The sequence below is a fragment of the Flavobacterium sp. NRK F7 genome (assembly GCF_024054195.1).
Lineage (GTDB): Bacteria > Bacteroidota > Bacteroidia > Flavobacteriales > Flavobacteriaceae > Flavobacterium.
The window spans coordinates 2,883,392-2,905,742 of record NZ_JAMXLB010000001.1 but is presented as its reverse complement, the minus strand read 5'-3'; the positions used below and the strand labels follow the sequence as shown (position 1 = coordinate 2,905,742).

Sequence of the window (22,351 nt, the reverse complement as noted above, 5' to 3'; positions counted from 1 at the left end):
CAATAAAATTACTTTTTAAAATTTCGAACCCAAATTAATTTAAAAGGTATTGTTATGGCTAATAATTTAATCTCAGATGCTGTTCTGGTTAAAAATTATATTGAAGGAGACGAGTCTGCCTTGAGTATATTAATCGAAAGACACCAATCGAAAATTTACGGATTTATTTATACAAAAATTCAAGATCGAGACATTTGTGACGATGTGTTTCAAGATACTTTTATTAAAGTAATCAAAACATTAAAATCGAAATCGTATAATGAAGAAGGAAAATTTCTTCCTTGGGTAATGCGTATTGCTCATAATTTGATTATCGATTATTTTAGAAAGTCTAAAAAAATGCCTATGCAGCGAGATAACGAAGAGTATTCCGTTTTCTCATATTTGACAGATACTAATTTGAATGTGGAAGATCAAATTATATTAGATCAAGTTGAATATGATTTGTCTAGGCTCATTGATGAATTACCAGAAGATCAAAAAGAAGTACTTCAAATGCGTATTTATCAAGATTTAAGTTTTAAAGAAATTGCTGATTCCACTGGAGTAAGTATCAATACTGCTTTAGGAAGAATGCGTTACGCATTAATGAATTTGAGAAAAGTAATTGAAAAAAATCAAATTATTTTAACGAATTAATACTAAATTTTTTTTTTTGCCGTTATTAAATTATTAAATAATAAATTTTTTATTGATGGCAAAACTTTACTCAAAACAAAAATTAGCAGGACAAAGTATGTTACCTAAAAAAGAGACAATTGCGTTTATACTTAATTACTCCAAAGCATTAAGTATTAAAAAAATAGGTAAGATGTCATTTGAAATTATAGCTAATTAAAAAGGGAATGCTTCATAATCAATTATGAAGCATTCTTTTTTAAATATGAGTCAATAACGGACTTTCTACCAATAGTTTTGGTAATAATATCTTTCTCTAAATCCCAACCTCGAGCTGGTGAATATTCTCGTCCATACCAAATAATTTGTAAGTGTAAATCATTCCAGATTTCTCTGGGAAAGATTCGTTTGGCATCTTTTTCCGTTTGTTGTACATTTTTTCCATTGCTTAAATTCCAACGATACATCAGTCGATGGATATGCGTATCTACTGGAAAAGCAGGTACACCAAAAGCCTGACTCATAACAACACTAGCTGTTTTATGACCAACCGCTGGTAAGCTTTCAAGTGCTTCAAAACTTTGAGGTACTTTGCCATTATACTTTTCAATTAAAATCTCAGATAAACCATGAATGCCCTTAGATTTCATTGGAGACAATCCACATGGTCTTATAATGGCAGCAATTTCTTCAATACTCATTTTTACCATGTCATAAGGATTATCCGCTTTGGCAAATAATAAAGGTGTAATTTGGTTTACTCTTACATCGGTACATTGTGCAGAAAGCAATACAGCAACTAATAAGGTATAAGGATCTTTATGATCTAATGGAATGGGTATTTCAGGATATAATTCGTTTAACGTATTTATAACAAATGTTACTTTTTCGTTCTTAGTCATTTTTGTAATTTTATAGTCTAATATTAACTTTAAAGCAAAGTTAAGCTTTTAACATAGTAAAATTAATAAAATGACAACATTAAAGAAAGGAGACAAAGCTCCAAACTTTTCAGGATTAGATCAAGATGGTAAAAAGCATTCATTACAAGATTATCATGGAAAGAAATTGGTAGTATTTTTTTATCCCAAAGCAAGCACTCCTGGATGTACAGCAGAAGCATGTGATTTAAGAGATAATTTTGAACGTTTTAGCTCTAATAATTATGCTTTGTTAGGAGTAAGTGCAGACAGTGCAAAAGCACAAACTAAGTTTATTGAAAAATATGATTTACCTTTTCCTCTGTTAGCCGATGAAGACAAATCAGTTATACAAGCTTTTGGTGTTTGGGGTCCCAAAAAATTTATGGGTAAAGAATATGATGGTATTCACAGAACTACTTTTATTATTGATGAAAAAGGAATAATAGAAGAAGTAATAGATAAGGTAAAAACCAAAGAACACACAGCTCAAATTTTAGGGAAATAAATACTACTTTAAAAAAAGCTGTCAATTATTTTGACAGCTTTTTTTATACTATTATTTACTAGTTTGACTCAAGGATTCTTTAGGTTGGTAACCGAATAAACGATGCTTCTTAATTAATTCTGCATTTCCTTCAGGTAACATGTCTTCCCAACCTTCTTCACCGTTTCCAATCATTTTTAAAACTTGTCTTGAGAAGATATCCAGATTTTTTTCTTCAAAATCAGTAATGTCAACTACTTTACCATTAAACTTAAAGAATTTGTACAATTCCTTCATTCTTGGATGCACTTTTAAGTTTTCGGAATTGATTAAATTACCTTCGTCATCTTTCATTGGATACAAATATACTTTTAAATCACGGTAGAAAAGTTTACCAAAAGCTTCCAAGATTCCTCCTGATAAATGACGGTAATATTTCTCATCAAAAATATCGACTAAATTATTAACACCCATTGCTAATCCCATTCTGGCTTTAGTATAATTTGAGAAATATTCTACTACTTTATAATATTCTTGGAAATTAGAAATCATTACGGTTTGACCTAATGAACAAAGTAACTCTGCTCGGTCTAAGAAATCTCTTTCATCAATTTCTCCTTCCGCTTTTAAATTGGATAACGTAATTTCAAAAACGACAAACGTATTTTCAATATCCACTTTTTTCTCTTCAATAAACATGTTATACGATTTCATATACATGTTCATATTTACTTTGGTAACAGGTCTAAAACTACCTCTTAATGCTAAAATATTTTTTTTGTAAAGTACAGCTGCAGGTAAAATATTATTCCCATCTGGGCCAAACATAACGGCATCAGTCATGCCATTTTTCACCAGTTGTAAACTCATCAAACGGTTGTCAACTTCCGCAAAACGTGGTCCTGAAAAATTGATAGTATCAATTTCTAATTGGTCTTTATCTAAATGGTCATATAAATAACGCAGTAATTTTTTAGGGCTTTCGTATTTATAAAAAGCACCATAAATTAAATTAACTCCTAAAATACCAAGGGTTTCTTGTTGTAGTTTTGCATCCGTTTCTTTAAAACGAATGTGTAACGTAATTTCATTATACGCTTCATCTGGTTCTACTTGGTATTTAATACCAACCCAACCATGACCTTTATATTGTTTCGCAAAATCAATAGTTGCTACAGTATTGGCATAACTAAAAAAGATTTTATTGGGATGTTTATCTCTTTTTAAACGTTCTTCTATAAGTTGGGTTTCATGAGCTAACATTCTTTTTAGACGGCTTTCTGTTACATATCTTCCATCCGGTTCAACGCCATAAATCGCATCACTAAAATCTTTATCATAGGCAGACATTGCTTTTGCAATTGTACCTGAAGAAGCTCCTGCTCTGAAAAAATGACGCACAGTTTCTTGTCCGGCACCAATTTCTGCAAAGGTTCCATAAATGCTTTCATTCAGGTTAATACGTAAAGCTTTGTCTTTAATAGAAGGTATTTGTTCTATAACTTTATCACCTCTCACTTTAATATCTGTAACAATACTTTTCATTCAATTTATCTTTAGGATAATAGCAGTTGAAATTTCTAATACTGCAAAGTTAATTAAAATGATAAAAACTACTGCATTTATTATTATTTTTGTAGCATATGAGTACGATTAAAGTTTATTTTTTAGGAACTGGCACCTCGCAAGGAATTCCTGTAATAGGAAGTAATCATTCGGTTTGTCTAAGTAAGGATGCAAAAGACAAAAGATTGCGAGTTTCTGTTTGGATTCATTCCGAAGATTTTTCTATCGTAATAGATTGTGGTCCCGATTTTAGACAACAAATGTTAACTTCTAATTGCAATTATATAGATGCCTTATTATTTACACATGAGCATGCTGATCATACAGCAGGTTTAGATGATATTCGTCCGTTTTATTTTAAACAAGGACCTATTCCAGTATACGCTCATAAACGCGTACTAGAGAACTTAGAAAAACGATTTGATTATATATTTATTAATGAGAATAAATATCCTGGTGCACCTTCAGTAACGCAAATAGAAGTGAAAGAAAATGAAGGTTTTAAAGTTAACAATCAATGGATAGAACCGATTAATGCTTCTCATGGAAATTTACAGGTTTTTGGTTATCAAATAGAAGGATTTGTTTATTTAACTGATGTTAAAACGGTTGCTATAGATGAGATAAATAAAATAAAAAACTGCAAGGTGTTGGTTATAAATTGTTTACGAGAAGAACCGCATCATTCTCATTTTAATTTAGAAGAAGCCTTAGATTTTATATCTTTGGTTCAACCAAATAGAACTTATTTAACCCATATCAGTCATCTCTTTGGTTTTCATGAAGAAATTCAAAAAAAATTACCCAAAAATGTATTTGTAGCTTACGATAATTTAGAAATTTTAATTTAATCCAATGAAAAACACATTCTTATACCTTTTTATTCTTGCTCTTTTACTTAATATTTTTCAATATGTAAATTCTAACAAAATTTTAGATGCCAAAGAAAAAGAAGTACAACTTACAAAAGAACGATTGAAAATTGCAAGAGATTCCATTTCAATTGTGGGTTATAATGATTATTTTGATATTGAAAAAGATCAGGATGCACAAGACTATTATTATTCTAAAAATTTAGATTATTTAAAAGTGATGCAAAAAGTAAATGAAGACATACAAGAGTTAAACACAAAACCAAATGGAAATCCTTTAATTCCGTATGAACCAATTGATGGTAAAAACTTTATTATCAATAAAGCGAAAGTGTTAAACCATCGTTGGATAATTGCTGAATTTTCAAACACCCAACTTTGGGGGCAAGTTTTAATAAAATATTTTCATAACGATGACAAACCGACCGATTTCGAAACCGTAGAAACGATTCTTTATGAAAAACAAAAAATGGAATAAATGAAAAGCTCTTAAGGGAGCTTTTTTTATTGCAAACGAATCTCTATTTTTGCAGCACACAACTACTTCAATTTTATGTATAAATTACTTATTCGACCGATACTATTTCTGTTTGACCCAGAAAAAGTGCACTACTTTACCTTTTCATGTATTCGTTTCTTTCATAAAATAGGATTTGGACCTTTTTTTAAATCTTTATATACGGTATCAAATAAAGAATTAGAAACCGAAGTATTTGGTTTAAAATTTAAAAACCCGGTAGGTTTAGCGGCTGGTTTTGATAAAGATGCAAAATTGTATAATGAGTTATCGAATTTTGGATTTGGATTTATAGAGATAGGAACGTTAACACCTAAAGGACAAGAAGGAAATCCTAAAAAAAGGTTGTTCCGCTTGCAGGAAGATCAAGCTATTATTAATCGTATGGGATTCAATAACGGAGGTGTTTTAGACGCTGTAGAACGGTTGAAAAAAAACAAGGGAGTTTTAATTGGAGGTAATATTGGCAAAAATAAAATTACACCTAATGAAGAAGCTGTTTTAGATTATGAAATTAGTTTTGATGCGCTTTTTCCCTATGTAGATTATTTTGTTGTAAATGTAAGTTCGCCTAATACACCTAATTTACGTGCATTGCAAGATAAAGAGCCTTTAACGGCTTTGTTATTAAAATTGCAAAATAAAAATGCAAGTAAACCCAAACAAAAACCGATATTACTAAAAATTGCTCCTGATTTAACAGACGAACAATTGTTAGACATTATTACTATTGTAAATGAAACAAAAATTGCAGGAGTTATTGCAACGAATACTACCATTTCAAGAGAAGGTTTACAATCTGAAAATAAAAATGAAATGGGTGGTTTATCTGGAAAACCATTAACTCAAAGAAGTACAGAAGTAATTCGTTTTCTTTCAGAAAAGAGCAATCAATCCTTTCCAATTATAGGAGTAGGAGGCATACATTCTGTTCAAGATGCCTTGGAAAAATTAGATGCTGGAGCTAGTTTGATACAGTTATATACAGGTTTTATTTATGAAGGACCTAAATTAGTACGTGACATCAATAAAGCAATTTTTAAAGCTAAAACGATTTCGTAAAATAGAATTCTTTCCTATCTTTGGCTACACATGAAACACGTCAAAATAATAGAATGTCCTAGAGATGCCATGCAAGGCATCAAAGATTTTATTCCTACAGAAAAAAAAGTGCAATACATACAAGCTCTTTTGCGAGTAGGTTTTGATACCATTGATTTCGGAAGTTTTGTTTCTCCAAAAGCAATTCCGCAAATGCAAGATACAGCTGCTGTTTTAGCACAATTAGATTTGTCCGCTACTACAAGTAAATTATTGGCCATAATTGCCAACACAAAAGGAGCTGAATTAGCGGCTGTGCATCCAGAAATTAATTATTTAGGTTTCCCTTTTTCTATTTCTGAAAATTTTCAAATGAGAAATACGCATAAAACTATTGCGGAATCTATTGTAACGCTTCAGGAAATTTTAGAAATTGCGGATCAATCCAAAAAAGAAGTAGTAACCTATATTTCTATGGGATTTGGAAATCCATATGGTGATCCTTGGAATGTAGATATAGTAGGAGAATGGACAGAAAGATTGGCCAAGATGGGTGTTAAAATTCTTTCGCTTTCGGATACGGTTGGTAGTTCAACCCCCGAAGTTATAGATTATTTATTCTCTAATTTAATCTCAAAATATCCAGATATCGAATTTGGAGCTCATTTACATACTACTCCTGATTCATGGTTTGAAAAAATTGACGCCGCCTATCAAGCAGGTTGTACTCGATTCGATGGTGCAATTAAAGGTTTTGGAGGTTGCCCAATGGCTAAAGATGATCTTACTGGAAATATGCCTACCGAAAAAATGTTGTCCTATTTTACAGCAAAAAAGATTGATACCAATTGCCATGCCATCAGTTTTGAAAGTGCTTATAATGAATCGCTAAAAATATTTGATTATTATCATTAATAGCTTATAATGAATATATTTTTACCATATTTTGGTTGGTATACCGTTGCTGTTCCTTTTATTCTAGTAATTTTATTTTTACTGGCTTTTAGTTTTATGTACTGCAAATTACAAGGTCCCAATAAATATGTGGCCAATTTTTCTTTTTATATGCCAATGTTAAGTGCTATTGTTTTTGGAATTTTGTTATTCTATACCACTTTTTTTTGGACTACTTTTGTATTGTATTTTCTTATTTTAATCCTAGTAAATATAACCTCTTTTAAAGTATTAGCAGAAGCATTAGAAGATAAAACAGCTTTAGGTGTAACGATGTTTTCTGGCTTAGTCAGTATTTATATCTTCGTCTTTTGTTTTATTGTCAAACTTATTATTGATTTATTTTAGTAATTTAAATTATTTTAATTTATTCTAAATAAAACTTTGGACTTTCCAATTTAGTTTTTATTTTTGCATCGTTAAATTATTTTAAATAAATCTAAATAAATAATGCGAACTATCATTTTTTCTAAAATTGTTTTATCTTTTTTATGTATTGGTCTTTTATCCTGTTCAAGTGATGATAATGGAAGTACTACTGATTCTGTTACTGTTCCTGAGACCTATGAATTTAATAGAAATAACCAAACTACAGTTGATTTTAGTGGACAATCAAATCGTATATTGATGCTTACTGAAATGGGAAATTATATTAAAAATCAAGGAGTAGCAGGTAATCAAGTAGATGTAACTGTGCTTAGCAATATGTATGCAAACGAGAACAATCCGTTTTCAACTACTGAAATGAATACTTCTGGAAAAGAATTGAAAGACAAAACAGCTGCTTCAAAAGATTATTTTGTATATTTTGGTGGTGGAGGTTCAACTTTAGAACAAGCTGAAGTACGCACTTTTTTTGAATCTCAATTTACTGATGCAAATGCTGCTAGTCAAGGAAATAACGCGTCTGAAAATGTAGCTGGAAAATATCAAGATGGAACTTCGATTAGACTATTTGCAGCAAATGGATTAGAACCACAACAAGTACTTTTAAAAGGTTTAATGGGAGCTTGTTTTATGGACCAAATCGTAAATAATTATTTAAGTACTACAGTTTTAGATGAAGCAAATAACAAAATAAACAATAGTAATAAGGTATTGGAATCGGGTAAAAATTATACTAAAATGGAACACTTATGGGATGAAGCTTATGGTTATATATACGGTGCAGGCGGTGGAAAGTTTTGGGATAGTTATATCAATCAGGTAAATGCTGATGCAGATTTTAATACGGTTAAAGCTGAAATTGAATTGGCTTTTAGAAAAGGAAGAGCTGCTATTGTTGCAAATAATTATACGGTTAGAGATGAACAAATTGCAATTATTAAAGCAAGATTAGCTTTAGTACCTGCAGTTAGAGCGGTATTTTATTTAAAAGAAGGAAAAGCTAAATTAATTACCGATAATGGAGCTAAAGCATTTCACGCACTATCAGAAGCGTATGGTTTTATTATGGCTTTGAGATATACGAATAATCCTACTACAAATGCACCTTATTTTTCTAAGGCAGAAGTTGATTCTATTTTAAGTGATTTAACGGCTGGAACTAATGGATTATGGGATGTGGATTACTTAAATACAAAATTAGACGAATTAGCAACTACTATTGCAACTCGTTTTAGTTTTACAGTTGCACAAGCTGAAATCGTTAACTAAAAATTAGTATTTGCTTAATGAACAAAACTTCTAATTTGGTTTATTTTTGCAAACCAATTAAAAGAATTCAAAATCAAAATATTTAAAATATAGCTTTAATGAAAAAGATAGTTTTAGGATGTTTCTCTCTACTTTTTTTAATCGCTTGTTCGAGCGATTCATCAAGTAATGAAACCAATAACGATAATTTTAATAGAACAGAATTATTAACCAATTGGGCCGATAATATTATTATCCCTAGATATGAAAATTATCAAGATAAAGTAGCACTATTAGATACTAAAGTAAGTACTTTTGTTAGCACTCCAGACCAAACTAACTTAAACGAAGTAAGAACCGCGTGGTTAGAGGCTTACAAAGCGTATCAATATGTAGGAATGTTTTCCATTGGTAAAGCCGAATTAATCAACTTAAATAGTACAGTTAATATTTATCCTACAAACCAAGCAGGAATTCAAACTAATATTACTAATGGTGGTTATAATTTTGCTTTGTTGTCTCAATATGATAAACAAGGTTTACCTGCTATGGATTATATGATTAATGGGTTGGCAAGTTCAGATGCTGAAATTATAGCTTTCTATGAAACAAACCCAGATGCTACAAAATACAAACAGTATCTTTCTGATTTGGCTAACCAATTAAAAGTAAATATCGATGCAGTAGTTACCGATTGGAATGGTACGTATCGAAATACTTTTATCAGTAGTAATGGAAATTCAGTAAGTAGTAGTACCAATAAAATGGTAAACAGTTTTATAAAATACTATGAAAAAGATATCCGTTTAGGTAAAGTGGGATATCCTTGTGGCGCATTCGTAAATGATGGAAATAAATATCCAGAAATTGTAGAAGCTTATTTTAAGAACGATGTTTCAAAATTGTTATTGGAAGAATCTATTAAAGCTTCTCAAGATTTCTTTAATGGTAAATATTTTAATGCAAATACGGAAGGATCTAGTTTAAAGTCGTATTTAGATTACTTAAATACAAATAGAGATGGACAAAATCTTAGTACCATTATTAACAATCAATTCCAAACCATTTTGACTGTAAATAATTCTATCGATAATAGTTATTCTAATCAGATTAATTCGAATAATGTAAAAATGGTAGAATTATATGATGCATTGCAATTAAATATTGTGTATTTGAAATTAGACATGATGCAAGCATTGAATATTACTGTGGATTATGTAGATAATGATGGAGATTAATTTTGCTTTAATTTGATACAAACGTATTTAAATAAGAAATCAGATACTGTAACGCTAGCTTTTTTTAGGCTGGCGTTTGGTTTAATGATGCTTTTTAGTATCATTCGATTTTCTGCCTATGGTTGGATTGATAAAATGTATATCCAACCCAAATTTCACTTTACGTATTATGGTTTTGAATGGGTAAAACCTTTGGGAAATTTTACGTATATTTTATTTTTTATATGCGGATTAGCCGCATTACTAGTTGCTATTGGATATCGCTATAAAATAGCGATTACGGTTTTCTTTTTGAGTTTTACCTATATAGAATTAATGGATAAAACTACTTATTTGAATCATTATTATTTTATTTCTGTAATTAGTTTTATCCTTATTTTTTTGCCTGCCAATGCTAATTATTCAGTGGATGCTGTACAAAACGAAAAGATTAAAAGCCTCCAAATTCCTACTTGGAATATAGATATATTGAAAGTAATGTTAACCATAGTATATTTTTACGCTGGTTTAGCCAAACTCAATTCAGATTGGCTACTAGAAGCCATGCCTTTAAAAATTTGGTTACCCAATCAGTCGAACACTCCCATCATAGGAAATTGGTTTCATCAAGAATGGGTACAATATGCTTTTAGCTGGTTTGGTGCTCTTTATGATTTAATCATTCCTTTTTTATTATGGAATAAAAAAACAAGAAATATTGCCTTTGTTTTTGTAGTAATCTTTCATGTATTAACCAAAATATTATTTCCTATAGGGGTGTTCCCGTATGTTATGATTATCAGCACGCTTATCTTCTTCAGTGCTGGGTTTCATAAAAGAATAATGAATCTTATCTTTGTCGCTTTTAAAAGCAAACAAACGTTTTTTGAAACACCAAACGCATTAATTGCTTCTATTAAGCAACCTAAATATAACTTGAAAATGTATTTTTTAGCTGTATTTATGGCTTTTCAGTTGGTTTTTCCATTCCGTTATTGGTTATATCCTGATGAGTTGTTTTGGACTGAAGAAGGATTTCGATTTTCTTGGAGAGTCATGTTAATGGAAAAAGCAGGCTATGCCCAATTTTATGTTACAGATGCTAAAACAAAACAAAGAAAAGCAATTGATACAACACGATTTTTAACTCCTTTTCAGGAAAAACAAATGGCTTTTCAACCTGATTTTATTTTAGAATTTGCTCATTTTTTACACGATTATTACGAAAATACTGGTATATATGACCCTATAGTAACCGTAGACAGCTATGTAGCTTTAAACGGAAGACTCAGTCAAAGATACCTTGATCCAAATATAGATTTAGCTAAAGAATATGAATCATTCCAACACAAAACGTGGATTTTACCATTTAACGATGACATCAAAGGTTTTTAATACGTTACTTTTCTTATGTATTACCGCTACTTTCGCTCAAAAAAGTGTAAAAGGAATTGTGACCAATAGTTTGAATAAACCACTTGAAAATGTGGAAATATATAATAAAACAACCTATCAATATACGCGCAGTGCATCTAATGGTACCTTCGAAATTACGTCGTTAGTTGAAGGTAATAACACTATAGTTTTCTTTTTACAAGGCTATCAAATTGAAGAGGTATCTGTTCAACCCAATGCTAATGATCTTCAAATTACGTTAAATGAATTAGCCACAGCACTATCAGAAGTGGTCATAATTAAAGAGAAAGAAAAACAATTTGCGCTCAATAAATTAAAAGATATTGAAGAAACCGCTATTTACGCAGGTAAAAAAACGGAAGTCATTTCCTTAGATAAAATTACTGCGAATAAAGCCACAAACAATCCTAGACAAGTGTATGCACAAGTGGTAGGATTAACAATTAATGAAAGTAATGATGGTGGTTTGCAATTGTCTATTGGAGGAAGAGGGTTAAACCCCAATCGAACATCAAATTTTAATACCAGACAAAACGATTACGATATAAGTGCAGATGTTTTGGGTTACCCAGAAAGTTATTATGCTACACCTACGGAAGCCTTAGAGGCTATTCAAATTGTAAGAGGTGCCGCTTCTTTACAATATGGGACGCAGTTTGGAGGAATGGTTAATTTTAAAATAAAAAAACCAACCTTAAAACCCATCGAAGTCATCACTAGAAATACGATAGGTTCTTATAATTTGTTTACCAATTTTACAAGTGTAAGCGGAACGCATGGTAAATTCAGCTATTATACGTATTACAACTATAAGACTGGAGACGGATTTAGGCCGAATTCTCAGTTTGATTCAAAATCCTATTTCGCAAATTTAAATTATCAATTTTCAGCAAATACATCTTTGCATTTTGATTATACCTATTTTGATTATTTAGCACAACAACCTGGAGGTTTAACTGATGTTATGTTTGAGGAAGATCCTAAACAAAGTAATAGAAGTAGAAATTGGTTTGATGTCAATTGGAATTTGTATGCGTTACGATTTAAACATCACTTTCAACATGATGCTGATTTTTCCTTGCAATTATTTGGCTTAAATGCTTCCCGAAAAGCTTTAGGATATCGTTCTAATAGGGTTTCCAGTAGTGATGTTGAAGGTACAGAACGAGATTTGATTATTGGTGATTTTGTCAATTGGGGTGCAGAAGCACGTTATTTAAAAAAATATGATTTCTTTGGAAAGCGAAATGCTTTTTTATTGGGTACCAAATATTATCAGGCTAAAAATTCAGGTCTTCAAGGTCCAGGAAGTTCGGGAAGTGATGCTAATTTTAATCTTGCAACAGATGAATTTCCAAATTATGCCAATCAATCGGATTATACTTTTCCTAATTTGAATGTCTCTATTTTTGGAGAAAACATCTTTAAAATTACGGATGCCTTTTCAATTACACCAGGATTTCGATATGAAAATATTAAAACCCAAGCCAATGGCTACTACAGAAAAATCATCACCGATTTAGCAGGTAATATTTTATTAGATACTTCTGTGAATGAAGAAAATGTAAAAGAAAGACAATTTTTCCTTTTCGGAATTGGAGCGAGTTACAAAATGAAAAATGGATTAGAATGGTATGGTAATGTTTCTCAAAATTATCGTTCAGTAACGTTTAACGACATTCGTACTACATCACCTAGTTTTGAAATTAATCCTGATATCACTGACGAAAAAGGCTATACTTCTGATATTGGTTTAAGAGGAAAAATTAGAGATATTATTTCTTTTGATGCAAGTATATATGCTTTGTATTATCAGGATAAAATTGGCGAACAAAGGATAGAAAGTCCTACAAGAGCAGCCGTAGATGTGCGTTACAGAGATAATCTAGGAACCGCTTTAACATATGGTTTTGAATCACTACTAGATTGGAATATTAGTAAAACTTTTTTTAGAGACAATGAAAACTTTATATGGACCGCCTTTTCCAATGTTGCTCTAACAGATTCTCAATATGTGGAATCAAAAGTTGAAACAATTAAAGGAAATAAAGTAGAATTTGTTCCCAATTATAATGTAAAGTTAGGAACAGGTATTGGTTACAAAAACTTCTTATCTAGCGTGCAATTTACTTATGTTTCTTCTCAATTTACAGATGCTTTAAATATTAAAACCAATTCAGATGATGATACCTATGGTATTTTTGGTGAAATTCCTACTTATTATGTTTTGGATGTTTCTACTTCCTACAAATGGAAACAACTAAAATTTGAAGCAGGAATTAACAATGTATTAAATTCATGGTATTTCACAAAAAGAGCTACGGGCTATCCAGGACCAGGTATCATACCTTCTGAACCTAGAGTTTTTTACGCAACAATTGAATTTAAATTTTAATTAATTTATACTTTAATGAATAACTTAGGTTTTTTTTTCATTCTTTTTTGTACTGTTTTTTTGAATCATTCAAATCAAAAGACTGATGCTCTATTAAATTCAACACCTAAGTATAGTCTTTTATTTATAGGTAACAGCCTCACGTATACGAATGATTTACCTAAATTAGTAAAAGAAGAAGCAAAAGAAAAAGGAATAAAAGTAGCTGTTGAAATGTTAGCTTATCCTAATTATGCAATTGAAGATCATTGGAATGAAGGTAAAGTCCAAAAATTAATTGCTTCTAAAAAATACGATTATGTTATTATACAACAAGGTCCTTCTTCTCAATCGGAAGGAAAAAATATGCTTCTTGCTAGTGGAAAAAAATACAGTGATATATGTAAACTAAACAATACCCAACTTTGTTATTTTATGGTATGGCCTGCAAAGAGTAATTACCATACTTTTGATAAAGTAATTCAAAATTATACAGAAGCAGCTATACGAAACGAAGCTATACTTTTACCAGTTGGAAGTGCTTGGAAGTCTTATATAGAGAGTACAAATACTTGGGATTATTACAGTGAAGATGCTTTTCATCCCTCCTTAAAAGGTAGTAAAGTTGCAGCTATGGTAATCATCAATACATTATTCCATAAATAAACAAGCTTTAAACTCCATAAAGCAAATCAATTTCCTAATTCTACTATTATTCAATTAAATTATCGTTAAGAAGTAAAAAAGAACTTGCTTTTATTTGTATTTAATCTAAATAGTAATAATTTTGCAGGGATTATTAATTACATAGGAAGTAAATGTAGCATCCTTTAGAATTAGGAAGCCCTGTACTAAATGTAAACTGCAATTTTCTTACTATAAAATATTTAAACCCATGAAAAAAGTTCGTTTTTTTAAGCCATTATTACTACTTACTACTATTGCACTTGCTTTTAACTCTTGTCAGGATGACGAGGAAGCGATACAAAGAATATCTAAAACGGAAGTGATTCAAAATTATGCTGAAATAGTACATGCTAATTATGTACAAGCCTATAATGATGCAGTAGCTCTTGAAACTGCAATTACAAATTTTACTACAACACCTTCACAAACGTTATTCAATCAAGTGAAAATGGCTTGGCAAACCGCAAGAGAAAGTTATGGAACTACCGAAGCTTTTCGTTTTATTGATGGACCTATCGATGACGCAAATGGTCCAGAATCGATGCTGAATGCATGGCCTTTAGATGAAAATTTTATCGATTATGTAGACGGTGCGCCTTCAGCAGGAATTATAAATAATACAGCTACTTATCCTACACTTTCTAAAGCTTTATTGGAAAGTTTAAATGAAGAAGGTGGGGAAAAAAATATTAGCGTAGGCTATCATGCTATCGAATTCCTTTTATGGGGTCAAGATTTAACCGCTCCATCTGCTAATTTAGCAGGTCAAAGACCTTATACTGATTTTGTAGATGCTGGTACTGCTGCCAATCAAGATAGAAGAAGAGCCTACCTAACTATCTGCGCAGACTTACTTACCGATCATTTATCATATTTGGTGGACCAATGGAAACCAAATGGAACCTATAGAAACTATTTCTTGAATTTAGATGAGAATGAAGCTATTAAAAAAATGTTTACAGGGGCTATTGTTTTAGTATATTCTGAATTGGCTATAGAAAGAGTAAATGTAGCTTTATACAATCAAGATCAAGAAGACGAACATTCTTGTTTTAGTGACAATACGCACAGAGACATTCGTCAAAATTTACAAGGTGCAATCAATGTGTACCAAGGCGATTATGGAACTATTTCGGGTGTTTCGTTAGAAAATTTGGTAAGAGAAAGTAATTTCAATTTAGCAAACGAAGTAAATGAAGCGATTGCAGATGCTAAATTAAAAACAAATGCTACATTAATCCCTTTTGATATGGCTATCCAAGACGGGCCTACCTCTACGGAAGGTGCAAAAGTGAAAGCGGCAGTAGATGCCATGCAATTAATGGGCTCTAATTTAAAAGCAGCCGCGCAAAGTTTAGGAATTACCATAGAGTAATTCATTCCAAAATTTGAATGAAAAACAAATGAATTGTCACAGCTATAAAAGTGCTTTTATTGGACTAATATATATAAGTTCACTTTTTATTTCTTGTTCTTCAGATCAAGATAGTGAAACCTATCAATTGATACCTGAAGCAGACGAGCAATATTCTGGAGGTAAAAATGCAACTTCTTTTAATGTGTCTGAAGAGGCTTTCGGATTTTTCTCCTCACATTTAACAGCCGAACAACAATCTGATTTTGGTATTGGAAATTCCTTTTTTAGGCAAAGTTGGGTGGCTGCACCTGCTAGTACAACCGCTCGTGATGGGTTAGGACCTTTTTACAATGCCATTTCATGCTCGAGTTGCCATTTTAAAGATGGTAGGGGAAGACCTCCAATGTATAATGGAGAATTAGGCACGGGCTTATTGTTGCGTTTGAATTTACCGCAAACCGACGCACATGGAGGGTATTTGCCTGAAACAACCTATGGGAATCAATTGCAAGATGTAGCTATTCTAGGTCAGGATAAAGAAGGTGAATATACGATTACGTATCAGTATTCTTATGAAACTTATGCCGATGGAACGCAAGTAGAATTGAGAAAACCAGTATATACTATTGTAAATCTGAATTATGGTGCCTTATCGGGATCGGTAAGTGTTTCTCCTAGAATTGCCAATCAAATGGTCGGAATGGGATTACTTGAAGCAATTCCTGAAGCGACTTTGTTGGGCTTTCAAGATGTTTCAGATGCAAATGGGGATGGTATTTCTGGGAAAGCGAATTATGTTTTTGATGTGGCTTCGCAAACCACAAAAATGGGTAGATTTGGTTGGAAAGCCAATCAACCGAATGTGAAACAACAAGTAGCGGGTGCTTTCTCTGGTGATATCGGGATAACTTCTTCTTTATTTCCAAATGAAAACATTCCTACGGGTTACAATGGTGCTTCTATTCCAAATGGGGGTACACCTGAAATTACGGATGAAACCTTAGATAAAGTGGTCTTGTATTCGAGTTCTTTATCGGTACCAGCCAGACGAAATTATGAGTCCCAAAACGTATTAGAAGGAAAAGAAATTTTTAATAGTATCGATTGTGCCAAATGTCATATACCCAAAATAACAACGAGTAGTACCTATTATATTGAAGCCTTTCGCAATCAAATTATTCGTCCGTATACCGATTTGTTATTGCATGATATGGGCCCTGAATTAGCAGATAACGCTCCTGATTATTTAGCAGATGGGAACGAATGGAGAACGCCACCTTTATGGGGCATTGGTTTGATACCAACGGTAAACAATCATACTTACTTGTTACACGATGGTAGAGCTAGAAATGTTGAAGAAGCGATTTTATGGCATGGTGGAGAAGCAGCTACTGCGAAATCCAATTTTAAAAATTTAAGTCAAGCCGAACGCCAAAAAGTAATTGACTTTATCAATTCGTTATAAAATACCAAGTTAAAACTGCTTTTATAAGTCGTTTTACATAAAAGAGTCGTAGCTGTTTTGTTAGTTCAGCTACGGCTTTTTTTATTTAGAATAATTTTACTTGTTCCTTAATTAGTTTTAAAAAATAGTTTAGGTTTGTAAATATAAAACTATTTCAATCCAGTATTCATAGCACAAAAGAATGAAAGAAAAAGTTGATATTGAAAAATTAAGAGAAACAATTAAGAAAAAATACCCTCACGAAAGTTTTTATGCACGAAATTTTGGGCCATTTACCTATAAAGAACTCACAGAAAAAAATGCAGGAGTTAGATATACAGAGCGACATAAAATAGAGGGTTTAAAGATTTATAAACATAAATATATTTACATTGCTATAGTAACAGGAGCTATTTTTTTTCTACTTACTTTTCCAATCATGAACAAAAATGGAGAAAATACATCACTTATCATTTTTATGTATTTTTTTTGTCCGCTAGCTATTTTGTATTCCCTTTATATTTTATTTTTTACTAGAAATAAAGTTTTTATGGAGGTTGCTCAAAATGAATTAATATTTAATGAAAAAACACATATTGTTTGGGAGAACATTATTCTGACAGGAATTTTGAGTGAGAGAGCCGGAAAATCTACCGATCATTTTGCTATCCTAGGATTATCTAACGGAGAAATTCTGCAAATTGATGTTCTAGGTACAGATATTGCTGTTGAGGACGTTATAAAAATTATTCATTTGAAAAAGAAAAAAATGAGAGAGCAAATTGAAAATCAATGATGAAAATTTTAAAATATATCCTCGTTTTATTTTTCTTTAGCGGTGTTTTGTATTTAGCATTTTATACTCCTGATACCGTTAATATAGAAGGAAATTGGGATTTGGACGAACTCGTTTTACAAGGAGAAAAAATATATTCCCCAAAAAAAGAGAATCAACTTTTCCCTAAAGAATATAATAAGGTGTATATAAATGAATGGAAAGATTCATTGCATATCGAATCCGTTTTAAACAAAGAAATTACCGCTACATATAAGACGAAAAGAGGAAATAAAGGCAATCATATGATTTATTTAATTTCTGATGAAAAAGCCTTAAATGGTGATTTTTCTCTTCATGTGGATACTATTTTTTATGATAAAGTTAGATTTCAAATTAAAGTCAGTATTCAATCGGAAGCAACAATTTTGAAATTTAGTAGAAATGTATTAACTACCCCATGGAAGCCTCGGTATCCTTTTAGAGGTTCTGTTTAATACTTAAAATTGTAATGTAAAAGCTACTTGTTTGTCGGAAAAGAAGTATCAAATTATTGATTTTTTACTTGTAAAAGCATTAAATTTATAGTCTTAACTAAAAATAGATACATATGAAATTAGGTGCTTTTTCCATCAGTCTTGCGGTGAAAGATATTCATAAATCAAAAGCCTTTTATGAAAAATTAGGGTTTACTTACAAAGGAGGTAACATCGATCAAAACTGGATTGTCTTAAAAAATGAAAATGCGGTTATCGGACTTTTCCAAGGGATGTTTGATCACAACATCATGACCTTTAATCCAGGATGGGATGGCAATGCGCAACCAATCGATTCTTTTGACGATGTTAGGGAAATCCAAAAACAATTGCAAGAATCTGATATTGAATTGACCCGTCAAGCGGATGCAACGACTGAAGGACCAGAATACATTACCTTAACCGATCCTGATGGGAATGCTATTTTAATTGACCAACATCGATAGCAAGTATTTCCCAATTAGTACGATATTCCTTTTTACGTTCCATAACCTAAAATTTTAACGCAAGAACCTAAAATTTTACGTAGGTAGACGTAAAATTTTACCCCAGAGACGTAAAATTTTAGGTTGGTGGACGTAAAATTTTACCCTAGAGACCTAAAATTTTAGGTTAGTAGACGTAAAATTTTACCCTAAAGACTTAAAATTTTAGGTTCTTGCCTTGGTATAGCTGGGTTTGTTGTTTTTTTATCTGTTAAACTTCTGATAATTCTGATTTTTATTTTTGGGGTTTTATTTATTTTTGAAAGGAAGTGTTCAGAAGGTTTCTTTACGAATGCTTCTCTTTGTAAATACCAATTAATTCTCAATAACAATATGAAATCGGTAGTAGTTTCTTTCCTATTATTTCTTACTTCAATTGCATTTTCGCAAACTGAACCGTTACTTTTTGAACCGGAAGTAATTTCCAAGGATGGTGTTTTTGGTTTAACCCTTTCACCAGATAGTAAAACCGCTTTATGGGTGCGTTCCAATGGAAAAAGAGACACCTTACAAATTATGGAGTCTAGAAAAACGGCTGGGAAATGGTCAACGCCTAAAGTAGCTTCTTTTTCGTCAGCTTCTGGGAATTGGAAAGATATCGACCCAGTTTTTAGTCCCGACGGAAAAACCGTTCTTTTTCAATCGAACCGAAACACACATAGAGATACAAATCGTAAAGATTTTGATATATGGATGGTTCCAGTAACCAAAGAAGGTTGGGGAGAAGCATATCCTTTAGATACCCTTGTAAATACGACCACCTCAGAATCCTATGCTTCTATGACTAATAAAGGGACGATATATTTTATGAAAGAGAATGAAAATAAAGTAGGGCAGTCTGATATTTATTATTCAGTAAAGAAAAACGGAAAATACCAAAAACCAATAAACATGGGTGCACCCATTAATACGAATGAGCGAGAATCCAATCCGTATATTTCTCCTAAAGGCGATTATATGATTTACTTTTCATCAACTTCAGAAGGCTATGGCGAAGTAGATTTGTACATTTCGTTTTATAAAAATAAGACATGGACTACACCAAAAAACTTAGGTTTACCCATTAATTCTGCTGTTGCCGAGTTTTGCCCATTCGTACAGGAAAAAGAAAAAAGATTGTATTTTACGAGACAAGAAAAAGTAGGAGAGCGTTTTAAAGAAAATATTTTTTATGTACCGTTTGATGTAGATGCGTATAAATAAAAAAGTAAGGCTGTCCCAATACGAGTGGTAGTATTATGGCGTAATCTCGTATTTAGTAACAGCCTTGACTCACTTAAACCCCTAGTCTAATTAATAAGAAGGCGTATGCACTCTTAATTTTTCAATTTCTAAATGATGCAATTGCACGGCTAATTCTTGTCGGATAGCGGCATAATCTGGATCATAAGCTAAATTGGTGTATTCTGATGGATCGTTTTCCAAATCATACAATTCATATTGCTGGTAATACGCACCAAAAGCATCAAAATAATACGCATATTTCCATTTTTCAGTACGAATGCAACGAATGCGATTGGCAGCTTTTACAATATTCCAATTGCTATTGGAACCTGCTTTAATATCATCATAGGTAAATAAAATACTATCTTGAACTGCTTTGTCTTCTTCAATAATGGGTAATAAACTGTTTCCTGCCAAACCTGTTGGTGCATTGGAAACATTTGCTGCTTCTAAGAGCGTCGGCATGATATCCACCAAGGTTGCTAAACTCATGGAGTTTTTCTTTTCCGCTCCTTCAAACAAAATCGGATTGGAAATGACTAAGGGAATGCGCAAGGCTTCTTCATAAGCTACAAACGTTTTCTGACGCAAACCACCGTGTGCCAAGCCCATTTCGCCATGATCGGAAGTAAAGGTCACCAAAGCCGAATCTGCTAAACGCTTGCCGTCTTCATCTTTTTTATACAATTCGTCTACAAAACGACCAATTTCTTTATCGACTTCCGTTAAAAGAGACGCGTAGAAATTCACATAATTCAATTTGTCTTCTTCAGAGATAATTTCGCCCAAACTCACAGCCATATTCAATTTAATCTGTTCTTGAGCCATCGGTTTTTTGTTCAGTAATAAGTTTTCACCTTCGGTATCGGGTAAACCAATGTCTCTTTTTAACCAACTATCTGGATGGTACCCACAAGTTCCAGCTGTTTTTGGATACGCCAATACATCGTGTGGGTTGACCAACGAAAGAATTAATAAATACGGTTTGTGGTCTCCTTTTTTACGTCTTTCCTTTACTTCTTGTAAATATTGAATGGCTTCAGCCGTATAGCGTGCATCGTGATTCGCATAACCTCCTCCAAAATTCAGTGGATTCACATCTTCACCTGCATCAGGAGCAATCCAACCCATAGCACCGTATAACGAAATATCCGCTGCGGTTAAACTCTCATAATTAGTTTTTGTACCTGTTGGTGCTACCCCTTTACTCATATGCCATTTCCCACGGTATTGTACATCATAACCGTCTGCCCAAAACGTATTCATTAAATTAGGTAAAGAAGTATCTAAAGTAGGTTCCTGAGGCGAAAGTAAACCACCTTCCGTCAGCGTTTGTGTTACCCCATGTTTCGCAGGATAAATGCCTGTGAACAAAGTCGTACGACTGGGTGAACACATGCAGGTGTTACAAAACGCCCGATCAAAACTAAAGCCGTTTTCCTTTAAGAACGTTAGGGTTTTTAGGTTTTCCTTTTCCCATCCAGGAGGAAAATGTTGAGTTGCACGTTGTTCGTCTGTGATAATCAGAATTAGATCTGGTTTTTCGGTAATTTCTTGTAGTTTTTGTTTAAAGTTCATCATGTTTTGAAATTAACTGTTTGTTGTAAGTAATTTTATTGAAGCTAAGTTCCGTTAAATTGGGTTTTGGAACTAGGGTAGAATTACCTGTTTTGAAGATTAGGTAGTTTATGAAAGGGTTAGGTAAGAAGAAGTCTTGTTTTTATATAAAGCCCTTTTGATGATTTGTAACCAATAATTGTTATTTTTGGATATCAAAAAAAGTCTGACTGTTTTTCAGACCTATCTAACAAATGGTTGTTGTATATGTCTGACTTCGTCAGACATATACAACAAGTTGTAGGTAATTTTAAAGATGACTGAAGAAGAAATAAGAAATTTAGCAGAAAAAGAATCCAAACTTACTAAAGTTGCATTAGAAAACAGAATAGCTGAACTGAAATCACTAAAATGTAGCATTTTGGAGTGCATAGTTTATGTTAGAGTTAACCAAAATTGCTCTCTATCCGATGCAAAAGAACTAGTTGTAAATTCATCAGCATGGTCTGAAAAAAAAGAAGAATTTATTAAGCATCAAAAAGAGCAGATGGAAGAATTTCTTAATGCTGCGAAAGATGACGCAAAAGAAATAAAACAAACTTTTTATCCAGACAAAACGGAAATAAGCATAACTTTTAACAAAAAAAAATAAAAACCACCTACAACAGC

Annotated in this window: 23 protein-coding genes; 20 read left to right on the top strand and 3 right to left on the bottom strand. The window is 32.0% G+C overall.

The annotated features are described in order from the left end of the window. The first annotated feature begins 54 nt into the window (after nucleotides 1-54). Both NHF47_RS13205 and NHF47_RS13200 read left to right on the top strand, forming a co-directional pair. Nucleotides 55-639 carry an RNA polymerase sigma factor gene (locus NHF47_RS13205; protein ID WP_252765369.1) on the top strand — a complete coding sequence of 195 codons (585 nt, stop codon included), beginning with the start codon at nucleotides 55-57 and terminating at the stop codon, nucleotides 637-639. Between the two features lie 55 nt (nucleotides 640-694). Beyond that, entirely contained in the window at nucleotides 695-838 is a 144-nt protein-coding gene (locus tag NHF47_RS13200; RefSeq protein ID WP_181369160.1) for a hypothetical protein, read from the top strand. A gap of 22 nt (nucleotides 839-860) precedes the next feature. Here NHF47_RS13200 and nth read toward each other — a convergent pair whose 3' ends face one another. Further along, complete coding sequence (nth, locus tag NHF47_RS13195) at nucleotides 861-1,520, bottom strand: endonuclease III (RefSeq protein WP_252765368.1); 660 nt, start codon at nucleotides 1,518-1,520, stop codon at nucleotides 861-863. Nucleotides 1,521-1,590: 70 nt separating this feature from the next. On the opposite strand from nth, the gene bcp reads away from it, so the two are divergent. Beyond that, nucleotides 1,591-2,046 carry a thioredoxin-dependent thiol peroxidase gene (gene bcp, locus NHF47_RS13190; protein WP_252765367.1) on the top strand — a complete coding sequence of 152 codons (456 nt, stop codon included), beginning with the start codon at nucleotides 1,591-1,593 and terminating at the stop codon, nucleotides 2,044-2,046. Between the two features lie 51 nt (nucleotides 2,047-2,097). Here the strand turns inward: bcp and NHF47_RS13185 are convergent, their stop codons facing one another. Further along, nucleotides 2,098-3,561: a TonB-dependent receptor gene (locus NHF47_RS13185; RefSeq protein ID WP_252766104.1), complete on the bottom strand. Its 1,464-nt coding sequence runs from the start codon at nucleotides 3,559-3,561 to the stop codon at nucleotides 2,098-2,100. Nucleotides 3,562-3,677: 116 nt separating this feature from the next. On the opposite strand from NHF47_RS13185, the gene NHF47_RS13180 reads away from it, so the two are divergent. The 16 genes from NHF47_RS13180 to NHF47_RS13105 all read left to right on the top strand — a co-directional run bounded on the left by NHF47_RS13180 (nucleotide 3,678) and on the right by NHF47_RS13105 (nucleotide 20,104). Continuing rightward, nucleotides 3,678-4,442 (top strand): MBL fold metallo-hydrolase, encoded by a 765-nt coding sequence (locus NHF47_RS13180; protein ID WP_252766103.1) that lies wholly within the window; start codon nucleotides 3,678-3,680, stop codon nucleotides 4,440-4,442. Nucleotides 4,443-4,446: 4 nt separating this feature from the next. Next, nucleotides 4,447-4,941 carry a hydrolase gene (locus NHF47_RS13175; protein WP_252765366.1) on the top strand — a complete coding sequence of 165 codons (495 nt, stop codon included), beginning with the start codon at nucleotides 4,447-4,449 and terminating at the stop codon, nucleotides 4,939-4,941. 75 nt (nucleotides 4,942-5,016) lie between these two features. Further along, a complete protein-coding gene (locus tag NHF47_RS13170; protein WP_252765365.1) occupies nucleotides 5,017-6,042 on the top strand; it encodes a quinone-dependent dihydroorotate dehydrogenase in 1,026 nt (341 codons plus the stop codon). A gap of 30 nt (nucleotides 6,043-6,072) precedes the next feature. After that, entirely contained in the window at nucleotides 6,073-6,936 is an 864-nt protein-coding gene (locus NHF47_RS13165) for a hydroxymethylglutaryl-CoA lyase (protein WP_252765364.1), read from the top strand. A 9-nt stretch (nucleotides 6,937-6,945) separates the two neighbouring features. Continuing rightward, a complete protein-coding gene (locus NHF47_RS13160) occupies nucleotides 6,946-7,323 on the top strand; it encodes a hypothetical protein (protein WP_252765363.1) in 378 nt (125 codons plus the stop codon). 102 nt (nucleotides 7,324-7,425) lie between these two features. After that, nucleotides 7,426-8,631, top strand: coding sequence for a DUF4856 domain-containing protein (locus NHF47_RS13155; protein WP_252765362.1), 1,206 nt, complete (start codon nucleotides 7,426-7,428; stop codon nucleotides 8,629-8,631). 98 nt (nucleotides 8,632-8,729) lie between these two features. Next, on the top strand, nucleotides 8,730-9,848 hold the full coding sequence (locus NHF47_RS13150; protein WP_252765361.1) for an imelysin family protein: 1,119 nt from the start codon (nucleotides 8,730-8,732) through the stop codon (nucleotides 9,846-9,848). Nucleotides 9,849-9,860: 12 nt separating this feature from the next. Next, nucleotides 9,861-11,222 carry an HTTM domain-containing protein gene (locus NHF47_RS13145; protein ID WP_256477038.1) on the top strand — a complete coding sequence of 454 codons (1,362 nt, stop codon included), beginning with the start codon at nucleotides 9,861-9,863 and terminating at the stop codon, nucleotides 11,220-11,222. Further along, nucleotides 11,203-13,638 (top strand): TonB-dependent receptor, encoded by a 2,436-nt coding sequence (locus NHF47_RS13140; RefSeq protein ID WP_252765360.1) that lies wholly within the window; start codon nucleotides 11,203-11,205, stop codon nucleotides 13,636-13,638. Before NHF47_RS13145 ends, NHF47_RS13140 begins: the two co-directional genes overlap by 20 nt. A gap of 15 nt (nucleotides 13,639-13,653) precedes the next feature. Next, complete coding sequence (locus tag NHF47_RS13135; protein ID WP_252765359.1) at nucleotides 13,654-14,283, top strand: SGNH/GDSL hydrolase family protein; 630 nt, start codon at nucleotides 13,654-13,656, stop codon at nucleotides 14,281-14,283. A gap of 229 nt (nucleotides 14,284-14,512) precedes the next feature. Further along, entirely contained in the window at nucleotides 14,513-15,679 is a 1,167-nt protein-coding gene (locus NHF47_RS13130) for an imelysin family protein (RefSeq protein ID WP_252765358.1), read from the top strand. Nucleotides 15,680-15,707: 28 nt separating this feature from the next. Further along, the gene (locus NHF47_RS13125) at nucleotides 15,708-17,126 is read left to right on the top strand and encodes a di-heme oxidoredictase family protein (protein ID WP_252765357.1); all 1,419 of its coding nucleotides are present in this window, start codon (nucleotides 15,708-15,710) and stop codon (nucleotides 17,124-17,126) included. A 181-nt stretch (nucleotides 17,127-17,307) separates the two neighbouring features. Further along, a complete protein-coding gene (locus NHF47_RS13120; protein ID WP_252765356.1) occupies nucleotides 17,308-17,901 on the top strand; it encodes a hypothetical protein in 594 nt (197 codons plus the stop codon). Further along, nucleotides 17,898-18,377 carry a hypothetical protein gene (locus tag NHF47_RS13115; RefSeq protein WP_252765355.1) on the top strand — a complete coding sequence of 160 codons (480 nt, stop codon included), beginning with the start codon at nucleotides 17,898-17,900 and terminating at the stop codon, nucleotides 18,375-18,377. Before NHF47_RS13120 ends, NHF47_RS13115 begins: the two co-directional genes overlap by 4 nt. Nucleotides 18,378-18,490: 113 nt before the next feature. Continuing rightward, complete coding sequence (locus NHF47_RS13110; RefSeq protein ID WP_140997763.1) at nucleotides 18,491-18,862, top strand: VOC family protein; 372 nt, start codon at nucleotides 18,491-18,493, stop codon at nucleotides 18,860-18,862. A gap of 372 nt (nucleotides 18,863-19,234) precedes the next feature. Next, nucleotides 19,235-20,104, top strand: coding sequence for a hypothetical protein (locus NHF47_RS13105; RefSeq protein ID WP_252765354.1), 870 nt, complete (start codon nucleotides 19,235-19,237; stop codon nucleotides 20,102-20,104). Nucleotides 20,105-20,194: 90 nt separating this feature from the next. Here the strand turns inward: NHF47_RS13105 and NHF47_RS13100 are convergent, their stop codons facing one another. Beyond that, on the bottom strand, nucleotides 20,195-21,706 hold the full coding sequence (locus NHF47_RS13100; RefSeq protein ID WP_252765353.1) for a sulfatase-like hydrolase/transferase: 1,512 nt from the start codon (nucleotides 21,704-21,706) through the stop codon (nucleotides 20,195-20,197). A 292-nt stretch (nucleotides 21,707-21,998) separates the two neighbouring features. Here NHF47_RS13100 and NHF47_RS13095 point away from each other — a divergent pair, with 292 nt between their 5' ends. Continuing rightward, the gene (locus NHF47_RS13095; protein ID WP_252765352.1) at nucleotides 21,999-22,334 is read left to right on the top strand and encodes a hypothetical protein; all 336 of its coding nucleotides are present in this window, start codon (nucleotides 21,999-22,001) and stop codon (nucleotides 22,332-22,334) included. Nucleotides 22,335-22,351 lie beyond the last annotated feature (17 nt).

Coding starts and splice junctions, on each gene's coding strand:
- NHF47_RS13120 (WP_252765356.1), top strand. CDS start 17,308: ATGAAAGAAAAAGTTGATATTGAAAAATTAAGAGAAACAATTAAGAAA.
- NHF47_RS13125 (WP_252765357.1), top strand. CDS start 15,708: ATGAATTGTCACAGCTATAAAAGTGCTTTTATTGGACTAATATATATA.
- NHF47_RS13105 (WP_252765354.1), top strand. CDS start 19,235: ATGAAATCGGTAGTAGTTTCTTTCCTATTATTTCTTACTTCAATTGCA.
- NHF47_RS13170 (WP_252765365.1), top strand. CDS start 5,017: ATGTATAAATTACTTATTCGACCGATACTATTTCTGTTTGACCCAGAA.
- NHF47_RS13205 (WP_252765369.1), top strand. CDS start 55: ATGGCTAATAATTTAATCTCAGATGCTGTTCTGGTTAAAAATTATATT.
- NHF47_RS13110 (WP_140997763.1), top strand. CDS start 18,491: ATGAAATTAGGTGCTTTTTCCATCAGTCTTGCGGTGAAAGATATTCAT.
- NHF47_RS13095 (WP_252765352.1), top strand. CDS start 21,999: ATGACTGAAGAAGAAATAAGAAATTTAGCAGAAAAAGAATCCAAACTT.
- NHF47_RS13175 (WP_252765366.1), top strand. CDS start 4,447: ATGAAAAACACATTCTTATACCTTTTTATTCTTGCTCTTTTACTTAAT.
- NHF47_RS13165 (WP_252765364.1), top strand. CDS start 6,073: ATGAAACACGTCAAAATAATAGAATGTCCTAGAGATGCCATGCAAGGC.
- NHF47_RS13140 (WP_252765360.1), top strand. CDS start 11,203: ATGACATCAAAGGTTTTTAATACGTTACTTTTCTTATGTATTACCGCT.
- NHF47_RS13150 (WP_252765361.1), top strand. CDS start 8,730: ATGAAAAAGATAGTTTTAGGATGTTTCTCTCTACTTTTTTTAATCGCT.
- NHF47_RS13130 (WP_252765358.1), top strand. CDS start 14,513: ATGAAAAAAGTTCGTTTTTTTAAGCCATTATTACTACTTACTACTATT.
- NHF47_RS13135 (WP_252765359.1), top strand. CDS start 13,654: ATGAATAACTTAGGTTTTTTTTTCATTCTTTTTTGTACTGTTTTTTTG.
- NHF47_RS13100 (WP_252765353.1), bottom strand. CDS start 21,706: ATGATGAACTTTAAACAAAAACTACAAGAAATTACCGAAAAACCAGAT.
- nth (WP_252765368.1), bottom strand. CDS start 1,520: ATGACTAAGAACGAAAAAGTAACATTTGTTATAAATACGTTAAACGAA.
- NHF47_RS13160 (WP_252765363.1), top strand. CDS start 6,946: ATGAATATATTTTTACCATATTTTGGTTGGTATACCGTTGCTGTTCCT.
- NHF47_RS13115 (WP_252765355.1), top strand. CDS start 17,898: ATGATGAAAATTTTAAAATATATCCTCGTTTTATTTTTCTTTAGCGGT.
- NHF47_RS13200 (WP_181369160.1), top strand. CDS start 695: ATGGCAAAACTTTACTCAAAACAAAAATTAGCAGGACAAAGTATGTTA.
- bcp (WP_252765367.1), top strand. CDS start 1,591: ATGACAACATTAAAGAAAGGAGACAAAGCTCCAAACTTTTCAGGATTA.
- NHF47_RS13155 (WP_252765362.1), top strand. CDS start 7,426: ATGCGAACTATCATTTTTTCTAAAATTGTTTTATCTTTTTTATGTATT.